13 protein-coding genes are annotated in these 15648 nt (G+C 56.2%); 4 read left to right on the top strand and 9 right to left on the bottom strand.

Features of this window, described 5'->3' with window-relative positions:
* Positions 1-19: 19 nt before the first annotated feature.
* Both ACOZ42_RS11350 and ACOZ42_RS11355 read right to left on the bottom strand, forming a co-directional pair.
* Positions 20-718: a CoA transferase subunit A gene (locus ACOZ42_RS11350; protein WP_059317991.1), complete on the bottom strand. Its 699-nt coding sequence runs from the start codon at positions 716-718 to the stop codon at positions 20-22.
* A gap of 122 nt (positions 719-840) precedes the next feature.
* The gene (locus ACOZ42_RS11355; RefSeq protein ID WP_003800907.1) at positions 841-1263 is read right to left on the bottom strand and encodes an acyl-CoA thioesterase; all 423 of its coding nucleotides are present in this window, start codon (positions 1261-1263) and stop codon (positions 841-843) included.
* A 181-nt stretch (positions 1264-1444) separates the two neighbouring features.
* Between ACOZ42_RS11355 and ACOZ42_RS11360 the strand changes: the two genes are divergently transcribed.
* Positions 1445-3091, top strand: coding sequence for an electron transfer flavoprotein-ubiquinone oxidoreductase (locus ACOZ42_RS11360; protein ID WP_426345137.1), 1647 nt, complete (start codon positions 1445-1447; stop codon positions 3089-3091).
* A gap of 78 nt (positions 3092-3169) precedes the next feature.
* Here the strand turns inward: ACOZ42_RS11360 and ACOZ42_RS11365 are convergent, their stop codons facing one another.
* From ACOZ42_RS11365 to ACOZ42_RS11375, 3 genes are all read right to left on the bottom strand, one after another.
* Positions 3170-4066 (bottom strand): DMT family transporter, encoded by an 897-nt coding sequence (locus ACOZ42_RS11365; RefSeq protein WP_336579271.1) that lies wholly within the window; start codon positions 4064-4066, stop codon positions 3170-3172.
* A 160-nt stretch (positions 4067-4226) separates the two neighbouring features.
* Entirely contained in the window at positions 4227-6212 is a 1986-nt protein-coding gene (gene acs / locus ACOZ42_RS11370; protein ID WP_003800913.1) for an acetate--CoA ligase, read from the bottom strand.
* 96 nt (positions 6213-6308) lie between these two features.
* The gene (locus ACOZ42_RS11375) at positions 6309-7613 is read right to left on the bottom strand and encodes an MFS transporter (RefSeq protein WP_426345138.1); all 1305 of its coding nucleotides are present in this window, start codon (positions 7611-7613) and stop codon (positions 6309-6311) included.
* 344 nt (positions 7614-7957) lie between these two features.
* Between ACOZ42_RS11375 and ACOZ42_RS11380 the strand changes: the two genes are divergently transcribed.
* Positions 7958-8677, top strand: coding sequence for a C40 family peptidase (locus ACOZ42_RS11380; RefSeq protein ID WP_193353487.1), 720 nt, complete (start codon positions 7958-7960; stop codon positions 8675-8677).
* A gap of 108 nt (positions 8678-8785) precedes the next feature.
* Here the strand turns inward: ACOZ42_RS11380 and ACOZ42_RS11385 are convergent, their stop codons facing one another.
* The 3 genes from ACOZ42_RS11385 to ACOZ42_RS11395 form a co-directional block, all read right to left on the bottom strand.
* Positions 8786-9121 (bottom strand): DUF2325 domain-containing protein, encoded by a 336-nt coding sequence (locus tag ACOZ42_RS11385; protein ID WP_131070728.1) that lies wholly within the window; start codon positions 9119-9121, stop codon positions 8786-8788.
* Between the two features lie 208 nt (positions 9122-9329).
* Positions 9330-10277, bottom strand: a complete 948-nt coding sequence (locus ACOZ42_RS11390; RefSeq protein ID WP_003800920.1) for a CysB family HTH-type transcriptional regulator — start codon at positions 10275-10277, stop codon at positions 9330-9332.
* An 86-nt stretch (positions 10278-10363) separates the two neighbouring features.
* Complete coding sequence (locus ACOZ42_RS11395) at positions 10364-11857, bottom strand: CoA-acylating methylmalonate-semialdehyde dehydrogenase (protein ID WP_059317996.1); 1494 nt, start codon at positions 11855-11857, stop codon at positions 10364-10366.
* A gap of 166 nt (positions 11858-12023) precedes the next feature.
* On the opposite strand from ACOZ42_RS11395, the gene ACOZ42_RS11400 reads away from it, so the two are divergent.
* On the top strand, positions 12024-12917 hold the full coding sequence (locus ACOZ42_RS11400; RefSeq protein WP_003800925.1) for a LysR family transcriptional regulator: 894 nt from the start codon (positions 12024-12026) through the stop codon (positions 12915-12917).
* Positions 12918-12988: 71 nt separating this feature from the next.
* Here ACOZ42_RS11400 and lptF read toward each other — a convergent pair whose 3' ends face one another.
* The gene (gene lptF, locus ACOZ42_RS11405; RefSeq protein ID WP_003800927.1) at positions 12989-14098 is read right to left on the bottom strand and encodes an LPS export ABC transporter permease LptF; all 1110 of its coding nucleotides are present in this window, start codon (positions 14096-14098) and stop codon (positions 12989-12991) included.
* Positions 14099-14154: 56 nt separating this feature from the next.
* Between lptF and ACOZ42_RS11410 the strand changes: the two genes are divergently transcribed.
* On the top strand, positions 14155-15648 hold the full coding sequence (locus tag ACOZ42_RS11410) for a leucyl aminopeptidase (protein WP_003800929.1): 1494 nt from the start codon (positions 14155-14157) through the stop codon (positions 15646-15648).

Consider the following 15648-nt stretch of genomic DNA (forward strand, 5'->3'; position numbering starts at 1 on the left):
TATTATCTTGCCTCACTCATCAGGAAGAACGAACGGTACGCTGTTCAATGCGCTTTTCAGGATGGGCATTGAGCACGATGCGGTGTACATAAATGCCGGGCAAATGCACATCATCCGGGTCCAGGCTGCCGGTCTCGACGATTTCCTCGACCTCGACAATGGTGATTTTTCCCGCCATTGCCACGTTCGGGTTGAAGTTGCGCGCGGTCTTGCGAAACACCAGGTTGCCGCTGCGGTCCGCCTTGTAGGCTTTGACCAGCGACACATCAGGTACCAGCGCCTCTTCCATCACGTATTGCTGACCATTGAACTCGCGGATTTCCTTACCCTCTGCCACCACGGTACCCACCCCGGTCGCCGTGAAAAAAGCGGGAATCCCCGCCCCGCCGGCACGCAGCTTCTCAGCCAGGGTGCCCTGAGGGGTGAACTCCAGCTCGAGCTCACCGGCCAAGTATTGGCGCTCGAACTCTTTGTTCTCGCCCACATAGGAGGAAATCATCTTGCGGATCTGACGCGTTTCCAGCAACTGCCCCAGACCAAAGCCATCCACCCCGGCATTATTGCTAATGCAGGTCAGATCTTTGACTCCACTATCGCGCAGCGCAGCAATCAGCGCTTCGGGAATTCCGCACAGGCCGAACCCACCTACCGCAACTGTCTGTCCGTCGGCAACGACTCCCTGCAACGCCTCCTTGGCGCTTGGATAGACTTTATTCAATTGACTCTCCAATAACTCTTTAATTGGCCTAAACAGCAAACTTTGTCCAATAATGCCGCGGTGCACCCTACCGGGCTATCAGGCATTCTACGACTTGACTATGCTTTCCGTATACGTAAAGCTTAACCCTGAAAAACTGAATGTATCTGTTCGCGCTCTTTTTCGGTCCACGGTTGTGAACCGCCCTGGGGGTTGATGGACACCAGCACACATCGTCCGCGGGCGTACATGACATCGGCTTGATCTGCATCCCCGACAATGACTTCCAACTCAATGCTGCTACCACCGACCTTGATCAGTTTATGCACGATGCGCACCGTGGCCGGATACAGGACCGAGCGCAGGAAGTCCAGACTGGCATGCGCCAGCACCCCGGTACGTGGCGACGGTGGCACCATGCCCAGCTTCATCATCAACTGAACACGGGCTTCCTCAATGTAGCGAAAATAGACCGTATTATTAACATGATTCATGGCATCCAGATCCCCCCAGCGCACGGCAATATCAAAGGTGGCTCCTGCACCAGAATCAACGACGTGTGTCATTACATGCTCTCCTTGCTGATAGTTACTGATGAACCCAACGCTGCCAATGACCGTTCCTGGCCGCTGAACTCAAAACGGAATTGCTCAGACTACAATACAATCGACCGTACGCACAGTACACGACCTTCACCCGCCAACAATCAAGAACAAAGCGCTAAGCCGTAATAGGAGATCAGCAGCAATGTCTGAACGTGAATCGATGGAATACGACGTCATTATCGTCGGTGCTGGCCCTGCAGGCCTGGCCACCGCGATACGTCTGAAACAGCTCGCCCAAGAAAAAGAACAAGAGATCAGCGTCTGTGTGCTGGAAAAAGGCGCGGAAGTGGGAGCCCATATTTTGTCAGGCGCCGTCATGGATACGCGTGCCCTGGACGAGCTGCTGCCCGACTGGAAAGCGCAAGGCGCCCCCATTTCGGTAGAAGTCACCGAGGACAAGTTTCTTTTCCTGACCGAGAAAGGCGCTCGTTCCACTCCCATGTGGTTGCTGCCTGACTGCTTTAAAAATCACGGTAACTACATCGTTCGCCTGGGCAATGTCGTTCAATGGATGGGAGAACAGGCTGAGGCCCTGGGTGTGGATATTTTCCCTGGATTCGCTGCCGCCCATATCCTGTACGACGACAAAGGCGCGGTACGGGGAGTGCTGACAGGTGATATGGGGGTGGCCCGCGATGGGACACATACTCCCCACTATCAACCCGGCATGGAACTACTGGCCTCCTACACCATTTTTGCAGAAGGCTCACGCGGTCATCTTGGCCGTGAACTGACGGAACGATTCAAACTGAACGAATCCCGCAATGCTCAGAGCTACGGCATCGGCATTAAAGAATTGTGGGAAGTGGACCCATCCCAGTCCCAGCCTGGTCTGGTTATTCATACGGCTGGCTGGCCTCTGGATTCGGACACCTACGGCGGCTCCTTCCTCTATCACCTGGATAACAATCTGGTGATGGTCGGCATGGTCGTGGGCCTGGACTACGCCAACCCCTGGCTGTCGCCCTTTGAGGAATTTCAGCGCTACAAGACGCACCCTGCGCTGCGCGCCACCTTTGAAGGCGGCAAGCGGATTGCGTATGGTGCTCGTTCTCTGACCGCTGGCGGCTTGCTGGCGCTTCCCAAGCTCAGTTTCCCCGGTGGTGTACTGGTCGGTTGCGATGCAGGCTTTCTCAATGCTTCGCGCATCAAGGGTAGTCATGCCGCGATCAAGTCCGGCTCCCTGGCCGCTGAGGCCGCTTTCGACGCCTTGCAGGCTGGCCGCAAGCAAGACGAACTGTCGCAATACGCCGAGAGGTTCAAGCAGTCCTGGTTGCATGAAGAGCTGAACAAGGCTCGCAATTTCAAGCAATGGTTCAAGAAGGGTCGGTCAATCGCCTCCGTGATGACCTTTGTGGAACAGGGCCTGCTCAAGGGAAAAATGCCCTGGACGCTGCGCAACAACAAGCCTGACCACGCCTGTTTACAGCCTGCGGCCGAATGCGCCCGCATTGACTACCCCAAGCCCGATGGCAAGATTACCTTCGATCGCCTCAGCTCCGTGTTTATCTCCAACACTAACCACGAGGAAGATGAACCGGTCCACCTGACGCTGAAAGACCCGAGCGTCCCCGTTGCGATCAATCTGGCGCGCTATGGCGGTCCCGAAGCACGCTTTTGTCCAGCGGGCGTTTACGAATTCATCAAGACTGAAACCGGCGACGACAAGTTGCAAATCAACGCACAGAACTGTGTCCATTGCAAAACCTGTGACATCAAAGATCCGACCCAGAATATTGTGTGGGTGCCACCGCAAGGGGGCGAAGGTCCGGTCTACAACGGCATGTAAAAACAATCCTGGCCTTGGCGGGAACTCCAAGGCCAGCCGTGTTGATGCTGAAAAAAGCCACCCCAACGGGTGGTTTTTTTATGTTCTTTTGGACCTGCGCGAGCGGCTGGGCCAGTTCACCACAAACAGCCCCAATAGAATCAGACCTGTCCCCATCAATTCCAACAGTGTGGGCAATTCGTCCAGCAACAGCCAGGCCAGCAAGACAGTCAGTGCAGGCACCCCCAGACTGGACATTCCGGCCACAGTCGCGCTGACGCGACTGACTACCGCCATCCACAGCAGCCACCCTACCCCGGTTGCGATCACGCCCAGATACAGTACGCCGCTGAACATCTGCCACTCCATCACTACGGAACGCTGGGGAATCAGGAAGCTCAAGGGCAGAACAATCACAATCCCCAGCAGGCACTGCCAGACGGTGGCATTGAGCAGTTCGACTCGATGGCGCTCAAAGAGCTGCTTGGAAAAAACCGCCCCCAAGGCCCAGCTCACGCCACTCAAGGTTGCAAGAACAGAACCGAGTAGGCCGCCCATTCCTTCCCAAGGTGCGATCAGGAGCATCAAGCCCAGAGTCGCGGGCACCATACCCATTACATGACGCATCTGGGGACGCTGTCCCAGCATGGGCCAGGACAACAACAGAATCCAGATTGGCATGGTGTAGGCCAGAGCCACCATCTTGCCCGCCCCACCCGCCTGCAAGGAAAACTGGCTTAGCAACTGAAAGCCGGTAGTCTGAAAAACAGCCACGCCCAGACTCAGTTTCCATGGCGTAGGCCGTAAATGCCCCCCTTTAAGACGCAGTACCAGCCATAAAAAGACAAATGCCACGGCATAGCGTGCCGCAATCAGATCCACTGGCCCAATGTAGGCGGTCATCGCCTTCATCACAACCCAGCTCATGCCCCAGGTCAGTACCACCAAACCCATCAGCGCCAAAGCGCCTCTGTCTGTCTGCTGTTCCCCGCTCAAGCCTTACCCCTTTTTTGCATTCTTGGACCAATATTTTTGGCCCAAGCATAATGCTAGGCCAATTCCGGACCATTCAGTCTTTCAAGCGCCACATTGTCCAGAGGAATAAAAAAACCCTGGTTCTGCGAGAAAACCAGGGTCAAACAGGAACGGGGAAAAATTAATGCGCTTCGGACAACTGATCCAAGATGGCAGGATTTTCCAGGGTGGACACATCCTGGGTAATCGGCTCGTTATTAGCGACGAAACGCAGCAAACGACGCATGATCTTGCCCGAGCGTGTCTTGGGCAGGTTTTCACCAAAACGGATTTCCCGCGGCTTGGCAATAGGACCGATTTCCTTGCCTACCCAATTGCGCAACTCGGCAGCAATCTTGTCTGCCTCCGCCCCCGCTGGCAGATCGCCATTGAGCACCACAAACGCCACAATCGCTTCACCCGTTGTCGGGTCAGGCTTGCCAACAACCGCTGCTTCTGCCACAAGAGGGTGGGCAACCAACGCCGACTCCACTTCCATCGTGCCCAAACGGTGCCCGGAGACGTTCAGCACGTCGTCGATTCGACCCATGACCCAGAAGTAGCCATCGGTGTCACGCTGCGCACCATCACCGGCCAGGTAATAGCCTTTCAACTCAGGGGGGAAGTAACTTTTCACGAAACGGTCCGGATCACCCCAGATCGTGCGAATCATGTTGGGCCACGGTTTGCGAATGACCAGAAAACCGCCATTGCCACGCTCGGCTTCTTCGCCCACCTCGTCCACAATCGCCACGTCCATGCCGGGAAACGGCAGGCCGCACGAGCCGGGTTTCAACGGTGTAGCACCAGGGAGCGGCGTGATTACATGGCCACCGGTTTCTGTCTGCCACCAGGTATCCACAATCGGACAACGTTCACGACCCACATTCTTGAAATACCACATCCAGGCTTCGGGATTGATGGGCTCCCCTACCGAACCAATGATGCGCAAGGTATCCAGATTGTATTGTTTGGGATGAATGGCCTCGTCTGCTTCCGCGGCCTTGGTCAAGGAACGAATGGCTGTCGGCGCCGTGTAGAACACGGTCACACCGTGGCGCTCAATCATATTCCAGAAGCGGCCTGCATCCGGATAAGTTGGCACGCCTTCAAACACAACCTGAGTAAGCCCGGCGGCCAAGGGGCCATAGGTAATAAAGGTGTGACCGGTCACCCAGCCAATATCGGCCGTACACCAGAACACATCACTGTCCTTGGCGTCGAATGTCCACTGCACACTGAGGATGGCCCCCAACAAATAACCTGCGGAAGAATGCTGCACCCCCTTGGGTTTACCGGTAGAGCCAGAGGTATAGAGAACGAACAAAGGGTGCTCGGCATTGACGGAGACCGCCGGGCAGTCCGCGCTTTGTCCCTTGACGACCTCTTCCCACCACAGGTCACGACCTTCATGCCAGGCAACCGGGCCACCTGTGCGCTTGTAGACGATCACATGACGCACCGCCTGGCAATCACCTGCACTGAGGGCTTCATCTACCGCGTTTTTCAAGGGAATGGCACGACCGCCACGGCGCTGCTCGTCCGCCGTGATAACCAGCGTAGCGCCCACGTCCACGGCACGCTCGTGCAGACTTTTGGCGGAAAATCCGCCAAACACCACCGAGTGCGTAATCCCCAAACGAGCACATGCCTGCATGGCCACAATGGCTTGTACCGACATGGGCATATAAATCAGGGCGCGTTCGCCCGTTTTGTAACCCAGAGCCTTCAAACCATTGGCAAACTGACAAACCTGTTCATAAAGCTCGCGAAACGTGACCTTGGTAACTTCGCCGCCATCGGCTTCAAAGATAAGCGCAGTCTTGTGCTCGGTAGGGGTACCCAGATGCTTGTCCAGACAGTTGGCCGAGACATTCAGTTCACCATCGTGGAACCACTTATAGAACGGAGGCTTGCTATCGTCCAGAACCTGTGTGAAAGGTTTGGTCCAGACCAGGCGATCACGGGCCAGATCCGCCCAGTAGCCGGGATAATCCTGCTCGGCCTTCTGGCAAAGCTCCTCGTAGGCCGCCATGCCAGCGATGCGAGCATCGCGTTCCAGATTCGGGAACACAGGAAACACCCGGCTTTCCGACAGGACGGATTCAATAGACGTGGGACCGCTCATAGTTTGGCTCCTTTATTTTCCAGATTTGGTGTTTTTCTTGGGCCGCGCATGGCTAGCCCAGCTTAATTTTATATAAACGTAACGCGCCTTACTTACTCAATCCTGACAAGCCAGATCGGCCTGATTCTTGGCCAAAATGCCTCGTTGAAAGTTCAAACGCGACAAGATAAACAGTCCGCTTAAAAAGAACAGACCGGTGCAGGCCAGCGCAAGTCGATGGTTGCCGCCGCTCAGCCAGGTCACCAGACCGTAGGACAGCGGCCCGCATACCGCTGCCAGCTGGATGGCAAAGGTCCACAAGGCAAAAAATTCGGCCAGACGGCTCTTGGGCGCCAACAAACCCACCATTGCCCTGCCCGCACTCTGACTGCTGCCAATGCACAGCCCCGCCACGGCCGCGGCCGCCCAGAAACCGGCCAGGGAACTCGTGCTAACGGCAATGGCCACCATAATCAGCCAGGCGCACAGCGTCAGCGCCAGGGCGCGTCGATGACCTACCCGGTCCTGAATATGTCCAAACAGCAAGGCGCCCACTGCCGCCGCAATATTGACCGTGAAAATCAGGGTCATGGTTTGAGCCATGGTAAAACCCATGGCTTCCGTAGCGTAAACAGCCGAGAGCGTGATGATGACGGCGATGCCGGCCTGATACGCAGCCCCACAAAGCAACAAGGTGCGAAAATCGGGAAAATGATGATGTATGTCCCGAGCCGGTTCCGCCAGACGGGACAGCATGCCCTGCGGTCTGGCTCCGCTGGGCGCAGTACGTTCATGCAGAAACAGAAAAGATGGCAGGGCGGACAGGGCAAACAAGCCGGCCGTAATCAAGGCGATCCCCGGCACATACTCCTGAGCGGTCCAACCCTGTGAGGTGGCCCACGTCAGAAAAGCCAAAGAAAGCCCCAGGGCCAACATGCCGCCAAAGTAGCCGAATCCCCAGCCCCAGCCCGACACGCGACCCAGCGCTTCAGGCCTGGCGATTTCGGGCAGGAAGGCCCCAATGACCGACTCGCCAATACAATAGCAATAGTTGGACAGTGCAATGAAAACCAGAGCCCAGACGATGTCACCGGGCCCTGCCCAATACAACATCAGCGTAGCCAGAACACACCCTATCGTGCTGCTGAACAAAAGCCGTCGCTTGCCCTGACGTGCGTCGGCTTTGGCTCCCAGGCCAGGCATGGTGAACATGATGCTCAGATACGAGATGGACAAGGCCGCTGTCCAGGCCAGCGTGGCCCAACTGCGTCCTTGGGCCACGACACCCACAAAGTAGGCGCTATAGACACTGGTCAGGATGACGGTGGTGTAGCCAGAGTTTGCAAAGTCGTACATGGCCCACGCCCACAACTCGCGCAATCGCACACCATCATTCAGGGCTTTCCCTAGGGTCTGTCCCATAACTCGCATCATTCAATCCTATAAATACAAAAACGTCGCCCTACTTCCCGCAACTTGCAGCCAACTTCAAAAAAGAGCACTGGACTCATGCACAGCACCTGAAAATCCCGCTAAGACGCAGTTTGCAACAGTATGATTCAATCGCAAAATACCCTCCTACAACGCTTTACGGTGTAATTTTCCTCCGGTACACTGCCTGACAACCTAACGTACAGCACCCTCGGCAAGGTATGTGCTTTTAGCCATACTTACAGCCCTGATACCCATCAATTGCTGCTAATTTCAGCAAAAATAGGCATCAAGGTTGTGCTGCTGCCCACCAAGTCCTTAAAAAAGCCCTGGTCATGCCGCCACATTACCTGAATCCACACGCACTTTTGCATATTACTTATCGCAGCGCCAAATATCTTTTGCTCGCCGGTGCCCTGGCTCTGACAGGATGCGCCACCACGGGTACCCAGCAGTCCAGTCAAAACAGTGATCGTGCAGAACTGGATCACGGTTATTACGCCGATTACGAATTCCAGACCGAGTCCGATCCGCTGGGCACTTATCTGGCCAATCGAGCCCGTAACGACATCAATATTGCTTACAGCAGCGATCGCCGCCAAGGGCGCGCCGAAAGCCGCAACCAGCAGAATTCCTCTTCCACGCATGGTCTCGCCAACGCCGCACTCGATTTTCTGGGTGTGAAGTACAGCTTTGGCGGCGATGCTCCCAACACCGGTTTTGATTGCAGCGGACTGGTCTCCTATGTAGCCGAAAAGTCCCTGGGCCTGAAACTGCCCCGTCAGTCTAAAGACATTGCCAAGGAAGGGATTTCAGTCAATCGCAACGAGCTGCGTAAAGGCGACCTGGTCTTTTTCAATACCCGAGGCGCTCGCTTCTCTCACGTTGGAATTTACCTGGGTGACGACAAGTTTGTTCATGCTCCACGCACCGGAGCGGTCGTGCGGGTTGAAAACATGCAGGTGAGTTACTGGAAAAAACGCTACAACGGTGCACGCCGCCTGGCTGCTGCCGATACACAGCAATCCGAGACGCGGCTGCGCAGCGTTCGATAAAACGGCCCTGTCAATCGGCCCTCAGCACAAAAAAAGCCACTGTTATCAAACAGTGGCTTTTTAGTCTTTACCGATTCCTTCTTTGCCCCAGTCAGTCATGCGGCCACTCTAGTGCCTTTTGGACTTGCCCAGCGGACAAGCCTCACAATAGCCGCACTGAGTCAGCGCCTGCTTCATACTGCATACCGAGCGTCGGCAGGCGACGACCCGGATACCTGATTTCAAGGCCGCTGCGCGGAACGTTTTCATGACGTTATGCCCCAGAAAATCAGTCAGAAGAATCAATAGATCGGTTCCCGAGGGCAACTGCAAGGTCTTTTTCTGATGAGCCGGATCACGCCCGCTAATATGGTGTTTGATGGAAATATTGTGGATCTTGAGCAGATCGGGAATATTGCCCAGACGGTCCGCTCCAACCACGACTGCGCTGACGTATTGAGACACAGAAAACTCCATTGGCTAAGAAAGTTAGATAATGATAATCATTCTTATTATCATAGTCAATCGAGTCGATAGCTTGTTTCAATTTTTACTTATAGCCTTTAGCCATACATACTGGCGGAGGCCAACACCGCCCTGACGGCCGAGACAAAAGGGCCACCGTGCATTGACGGTGGCCCTGACCTGAACCCATGCAGCCAGCGCATGAGACTTACTGGCCGCTGGCCTGCTTCTCGTCCAACGCGCTCAACACCACATCGCGAGTCAATTCCGGGGCCAGCATCTCCAGCAACTCAAAAATATAATCGCGCAAAAATGCCCCCGCCTTTACCGCCACCTTGGTATGGTGAGCGCCAAACAAGTGCCCGGCAGGCAAACCCACCAGCCCTTTGTCGCGCCGTGGATCAAACGCAATACCGGCAATAATGCCAATGCCCAAACCGACATCCACGTAGGTCTTGATCACGTCCGCGTCGATCGCCTCAAGCACAATGTCGGGCGTAATGCCATGCTTGGCAAACGCCTCATCAATCGAGCCCCGGCCAGAAAAAGCATGGTCATAAGTGACGATGGGATATTGAGCCAGCGTCTCGATGGACAGTTGCTTGTTGGCGGGCAGGTCTGCCAGAGGGTGATCCGGTGTGACCACAACCGTGTGTTCCCAGGTATAGACGGGCAAAGCGACCAGGCCCGGCGTCAGCGCCAGAGTCTCGGTAGCGATGGCCACATCGGCCTGCTCATGAATGACCATCTGAGCCAATACAGGCGGGCTGCCCTCGGCAAGGGACATATGCACCTTGGGAAAGCGGCGACGGAACTCGGGTATGACCTTGGGCAGCAAATAACGTGCCTGGGCGTGGGTACATGCGATCACCAATGTCCCTTCGTCCCGGCGGGCGAAGTCATCGCTGACTCGCTTGAGGTTATCGATCTCGCGCATGATGCGGTCAATCACCTCGGCGACGGCCTCTCCCGGTCGGGTCAGGCCCTTGATGCGTTTTCCATGACGTTCAAAAATCTTGATGCCCAGCTCATCTTCAAACTCGATGATCGCCTTGGACACGCCTGGTTGGGAGGTATACAGCGAACGAGCGGCTTCAGTCAGATTGAAGTTACGTCGGATGGTCTCTCGGACAAAGCGGAATTGTTGAATATTCATATAATAATAGCCCTAGGTACAGGGCTATTATATGTAATAAGAAACAGCTCGCTTATTGCATTAAGTTATATATTTAGATTCAACCATTACGTCATGCTGATGGTTGTGTTCATGGTATTGGCATGAGCCTGCCAACGGGCAGTCACTGTTTTAGTCTGTGTCCAGAACTGAACGGCCTGTTTGCCATTGGGGCCCAAGTCGCCCAGCTTGGACGCGCGCGAACCGGTAAAGCTGAACCAGGCCACGGGCACTGGGATGGGGATATTGATCCCGATTTGCCCCACATCGATACGGTTTTGAAAGTAACGCGCATGGCCGCCGTCCTGAGTAAAGATGGACACACCATTCCCATTGGGGTTGCGGTTGACGAACTGCACCGCCTCTTCCAAGGTGTTGACGCGCACGATACACAGGACAGGACCGAAAATCTCTTCCTGGTAAATACGCATATCGGTCTTGACATCGTTAAAGATGGTTGGCCCCACAAAGTTGCCATTCTCGTATCCCGGCACCTTCACACCCCGGCCATCAAGCAGAAGCGAGGCCCCCTCCTGTACGCCGGATTCAATCAAGGACTCAACTCGCTGACGGGCACGAGGCGACACCAGCGGTCCCAGATCGGCTTGGCGGTCTGTGCCCACATTCACCTTCATGGTTGCCGCGCGCTTGACCAGTTCATCAACCCACTCACCGGTTTCTCCCACCATCACGGCAACGGAAATTGCCATGCAACGTTGACCAGCCGCGCCGAAAGCAGCACCCAGGAGCTGGTTAATGGCGACATCACGATCTGCGTCAGGCATCACGATGCAATGGTTCTTCGCTCCCATCATCGCCTGCGAACGTTTGCCGGCTTCTGTCGCACGACGGTGAATTTCAGTGCCAACCGCAGTAGACCCAATAAAGGACACGGCCTTGACCTCGGGATGCGTCACCAAGGCATTGGCAATCTCGGCTCCGCCATGAACCACATTGAGCACGCCGGGGGGCAAGCCCGCTTCCAGCGCCAGTTCGGCCAGCATCAGACTGGCGCTAGGGTCCTGCTCGGAGGGTTTGAGCACAAAGGTATTGCCGCAGGCCACCGCCAGCGGGAACATGAAACAAGGCAGCATGACGGGAAAGTTGAACGCGGTGACACCGGCACACACGCCCAAGGGCTGGATTAGGGTGTACACATCAATACCACCGGCCGCGTTTTCCGCATATTCACCCAACTGCATTGAGGCAATCGAGCAGGCGTACTCAATCACTTCCAGCCCCCGGCCTACTTCACCTTCCGCATCGGGCAAGGTCTTGCCGTGTTCACGGGAGATGGCTTCGGCCAGCCTGGCACTGTTTTCACGCACTAGTCGCTGCAAATTAAGCATGACGCGCATGCGGGCGCCCTGACTGGAATGACGCCAGCTTTCATAGGCTTTGGCCGAACTGGCGATGATTGTTTCCAGTTCGTCCATCGTGGCGTAAGGAACCTGGGCCACCACTTCCTGGGTGGCAGGATTGAGCACATCGTCCCAGCGGGTGCTCTTGGACTGCACATGTTGTCCATCAATCAGCAAAGGAACACGAACCACTTCCGTCATAACCTGTCTCCAATGAATTGCTCAGGCGGCTAAGCCTTATTTTGTTATCCCCCTTGTATGAGGGTTCTCATTGAGTGTAGAGGCCTCAGAACCTGTTTACCATGTTGAAAATTGCACAGGAGCTGGGCATTTATGCACAAGTCTTTTTCAGGGCGGGCTACTCACCATGGACTGGGATAATCTGCGGTATTTTCTGGAGGTGGCCCGCTGTCAACGAATCAGCGTGGCGGCACAGCGCCTTGGGGTGCAACACAGCACCGTGGCACGCCGCATCCAGGCTCTGGAACAGGAGCTGGGCTTGCGCCTGTTTCATAAGTCCACGGTCAGCGGCTATAGCCTGACCAGCGAGGGACAAAACCTCCAGCAGAAAATGGAACCGGTGGAAAGCCGTTTACTGGCCGCGCGCGATGCGATCACGGGCAAGGCAAGGCCGCTGACGGGCAAGCTGCGCCTGGGCTGTACCGAGGCCTTTGGCAGCTACGTACTGACCCCGCTCTTAAGTGTGTTCCAGGCCCAGTATCCTGAACTGACGCTGGAACTGCTACCTGTCCCCCGCCCAATCAGCTTGTCGCGTCGGGACGCTGACCTGGCCATTGCGCTGGAACGCCCCCAACGCGGGCCTTATTGGTGTACCCGTCTGGCAGACTACAGTTTGCGGCTCTACGCCCATCAAGACTATCTGACCGCGCACGCGCCCATCGAGACGGTGCAGGATCTGTCTCAACACCGTTTTATCGCCTACGTGGATGATCTGGTATTCAGCGACAGTCTGCGCTATCTGGAGGAGATAGTCCGATCGGCTGCCGTGCGTTTTCGCAGCACCAGCGTCATTGCGCAATATCAGGCCACCTTGCAAGGCCAAGGCATTGCAGTGCTGCCCTGTTTTCTGGCGAAAACCGATCCGCGACTGCGCTGTGTCTTGCCCGATCAGGTCGAACTACGCCGTCGCTTCTGGATGTTCTGCCACGAAGAGCAACGCCAGAATCCCAGCCTGACGCGATTGTGGCATTTTCTCAAGCAATCCGTGGCGGAGCGGCAAGACCTGCTGGACGGCGCCTGAGCCGGCCACTTTATCCAGCGTAATGGGGAAAGCCCCAAAAAAGGGGCAGGACGACGCCGGTATGCTCTCTATCAGCTCGCTGCAGGCGGTTTGGGGGCCTTGATGCGTAACTTACGCCACATCATAAAGACCATAATCAACAAGAAGATCGCATGGACCAGCCATAGACCCAGCTCAAAACCCAACTGACCGTTTCGGATCCAGCCTCGCGACAGGTTGATCAGATTCATGTACAGCAGCCCCACCAGTCCCGCCATCAGAATATTGCCGGAGCGGCCCAGACGCGGATTCACCGCTCCCAGGGGGATGGCCAGCAAGGCCAGATTTAAGGCAGCCAGGGGCAAGGCCACGCGCCACATGATCTGGGAGCGCGCTTCGTTGTTATCATCCGTCAGCAACATACCCGTCTGGCGGGCCTTGATCTGCTGCTCTGCACGAGCGCGGATGGTTTCAGCGGTATTGCCCGCATCCCGACTTTCCAGACGCATGCCATAGCTTTCAAAATCCACCATGCGAAACTCTGCCTGCCCCGGCTTCAAGTCATAACGGTGACCTTCGCTCAAAACCAGAAAACGGTCGCCATTGGGCTGCTCCTCCATCCGAGCGCTTTGCGCCGTCACAATGCTCAACCATTGCGGATCGATCACGCGAGCGATGACATTACCCAGTTCGTCCCCTTCTTGCTCCGGCGAATCCGCATAAAACACGCGCGCGCCGTCATCAGACTCGATAAATTGTCCGGCGGTCACCTTGCTCAAGTCCGAGCGTTGCTCAAAGCGCTGCCGGTACTCGGCGATCTGACGATACGCCCAGGGCGAGGCCTGCAAGGTCAACACAGCGATCAGGATCGCTACGGGTACGGCGCACTGAAGCACAGGCGTGATCCAGTTTTTCAGGGACAAACCGCTGGCGAACCAGACCACCATTTCAGACTCGCGATAACTGCGCGTCACGGTAGTGAGAACGGCAATAAACAGGGAAACGGCCAAAATGATCGGCAAGGCGGTAATACTGGAAAAGGCGGCCAGACCCAGCACCACATCAGGGCCAATGGCACCATTGGCGGCTTCGCCCAGCAAACGTACCAGAAGTACACTAAGCCACACAATCAGCAAAGTGGACAGCACCACGCCACTGTGACTTAAGATTTCGGATACCGCAGAGCGTTTAAATAGAGACATATGAGAATTTGCGAGATAATCGCAGGTACGATTTGCGACACACTGAGGATAGTTGAATGGAATTTAGCACACAGACATCCGCTTCTTTGCACCAAATTAAGACAGCCGCGCTCGGCGTGGGCGTCTTTACCGAGGGCATTCTAAGCCCCGCAGCGGAACTTATCGACCGCGCCAGCAACGGAGCGGTGAGCGCTGCCGTGAAAGCCGAGTTTAAAGGCAAGCCCAACACCCATCTGGTGCTGCGCAATCTGCCCGGTGTGAAGGCCGAACGCGTTATTTTAGTCGGCTTAGGCGCCCAAGAGGAATACAAAGCAGAAACGCATACACAGGCACAGGCTTGTCTGGCCTCTTACTGCCTGAAAGCGGACCTGAAAGAAGCTGTGTCGGCCTTGGCCAGCATCGACTGCAAAGGCACGACCTTGCGCAGCCGGGCCCAAGATGCCGCCGTGGCGGTGTGCCGAGCCAGCTACCGCTATACGGCCACACTCAGCAAGCCCGAACCCGCTCCCCAACTGAGCCAGTTCCTGCTGTGGACAGCCCGCACCCAGGCCAGCGAAGCCAAAGCCGGTCTGGAGCAAGGCCAGGCCATTGGTAACGGTGTCAACCTGACGCGTCTGCTGGCAGATCTACCCGGCAATATCTGCACGCCCACCTATCTGGGCAAGACAGCCAAGCAACTGGCCAAGGAATTCAAGACACTCAAAGCCGAAGTGCTAGAGCGCAAGCAGATTGAAGCCTTGAAAATGGGCTCGTTTCTGTCGGTGGCCAAAGGCTCGGATGAACCCCCAGCGTTCATCGTGCTGCGTCACACTCCCACCACCAAGACCAAGCACGAGGACGGCCCTATCGTTCTGGTGGGTAAAGGTCTGACATTTGACTCGGGCGGTATCTCCATCAAGCCAGCCGGCAATATGGACGAGATGAAGTACGACATGGGCGGTGCTGCCAGCGTTCTGGGCACCATGCGTGCCATTGCCGAACTCAATATTGATCGCGAAGTAATCGCTGTCGTGGCCTCTTGCGAAAACATGCCCAGCGGTCGCGCCAACAAGCCGGGCGATGTAGTGACCAGCATGTCGGGCCAGACCATTGAAATCCTGAATACGGATGCCGAAGGTCGCCTGGTCCTGTGCGATGCCCTGACCTACGTCGAGCGCTTCAAACCGGCCGCCGTGATCGACATGGCTACACTGACCGGTGCCTGCGTGGTGGCTCTGGGCCACATCAATACAGGTCTGTTCTCGCCGGACGACGAACTGGCCGAGGAACTGCTGCAAGCGGGCAAGCAAACGGGCGACACCGCCTGGCGCATGCCGCTGGATGATGCCTACCAGGAGCAATTGCGCTCGAACTTTGCAGACATGGCCAATATTGGTGGGCCACCTGCCGGTTCCGTCACCGCCGCCTGCTTCCTGGCGCGCTTTACCAAAGCCTACCGCTGGGCTCACCTGGACATCGCCGGTACCGCCTGGCGCGGTGGCAAGGACAAGGGCGCCACGGGCCGTCCCGTGCCTTTGCTGGTTCAGTACCTGCTTAATCAGTGTCGCTAA

It is taken from the genome of Alcaligenes sp. HNGD-HTN06, from assembly GCF_049932565.1.
GTDB classification, from domain to species: domain Bacteria; phylum Pseudomonadota; class Gammaproteobacteria; order Burkholderiales; family Burkholderiaceae_B; genus Alcaligenes; species Alcaligenes ammonioxydans.

Coding starts and splice junctions, on each gene's coding strand:
- ACOZ42_RS11355 (WP_003800907.1), bottom strand. CDS start 1,263: ATGACACACGTCGTTGATTCTGGTGCAGGAGCCACCTTTGATATTGCC.
- ACOZ42_RS11360 (WP_426345137.1), top strand. CDS start 1,445: ATGTCTGAACGTGAATCGATGGAATACGACGTCATTATCGTCGGTGCT.
- ACOZ42_RS11400 (WP_003800925.1), top strand. CDS start 12,024: ATGGACTGGGATAATCTGCGGTATTTTCTGGAGGTGGCCCGCTGTCAA.
- ACOZ42_RS11375 (WP_426345138.1), bottom strand. CDS start 7,613: ATGGGACAGACCCTAGGGAAAGCCCTGAATGATGGTGTGCGATTGCGC.
- ACOZ42_RS11390 (WP_003800920.1), bottom strand. CDS start 10,277: ATGAATATTCAACAATTCCGCTTTGTCCGAGAGACCATCCGACGTAAC.
- lptF (WP_003800927.1), bottom strand. CDS start 14,098: ATGTCTCTATTTAAACGCTCTGCGGTATCCGAAATCTTAAGTCACAGT.
- acs (WP_003800913.1), bottom strand. CDS start 6,212: ATGAGCGGTCCCACGTCTATTGAATCCGTCCTGTCGGAAAGCCGGGTG.
- ACOZ42_RS11410 (WP_003800929.1), top strand. CDS start 14,155: ATGGAATTTAGCACACAGACATCCGCTTCTTTGCACCAAATTAAGACA.
- ACOZ42_RS11395 (WP_059317996.1), bottom strand. CDS start 11,857: ATGACGGAAGTGGTTCGTGTTCCTTTGCTGATTGATGGACAACATGTG.
- ACOZ42_RS11380 (WP_193353487.1), top strand. CDS start 7,958: ATGCCGCCACATTACCTGAATCCACACGCACTTTTGCATATTACTTAT.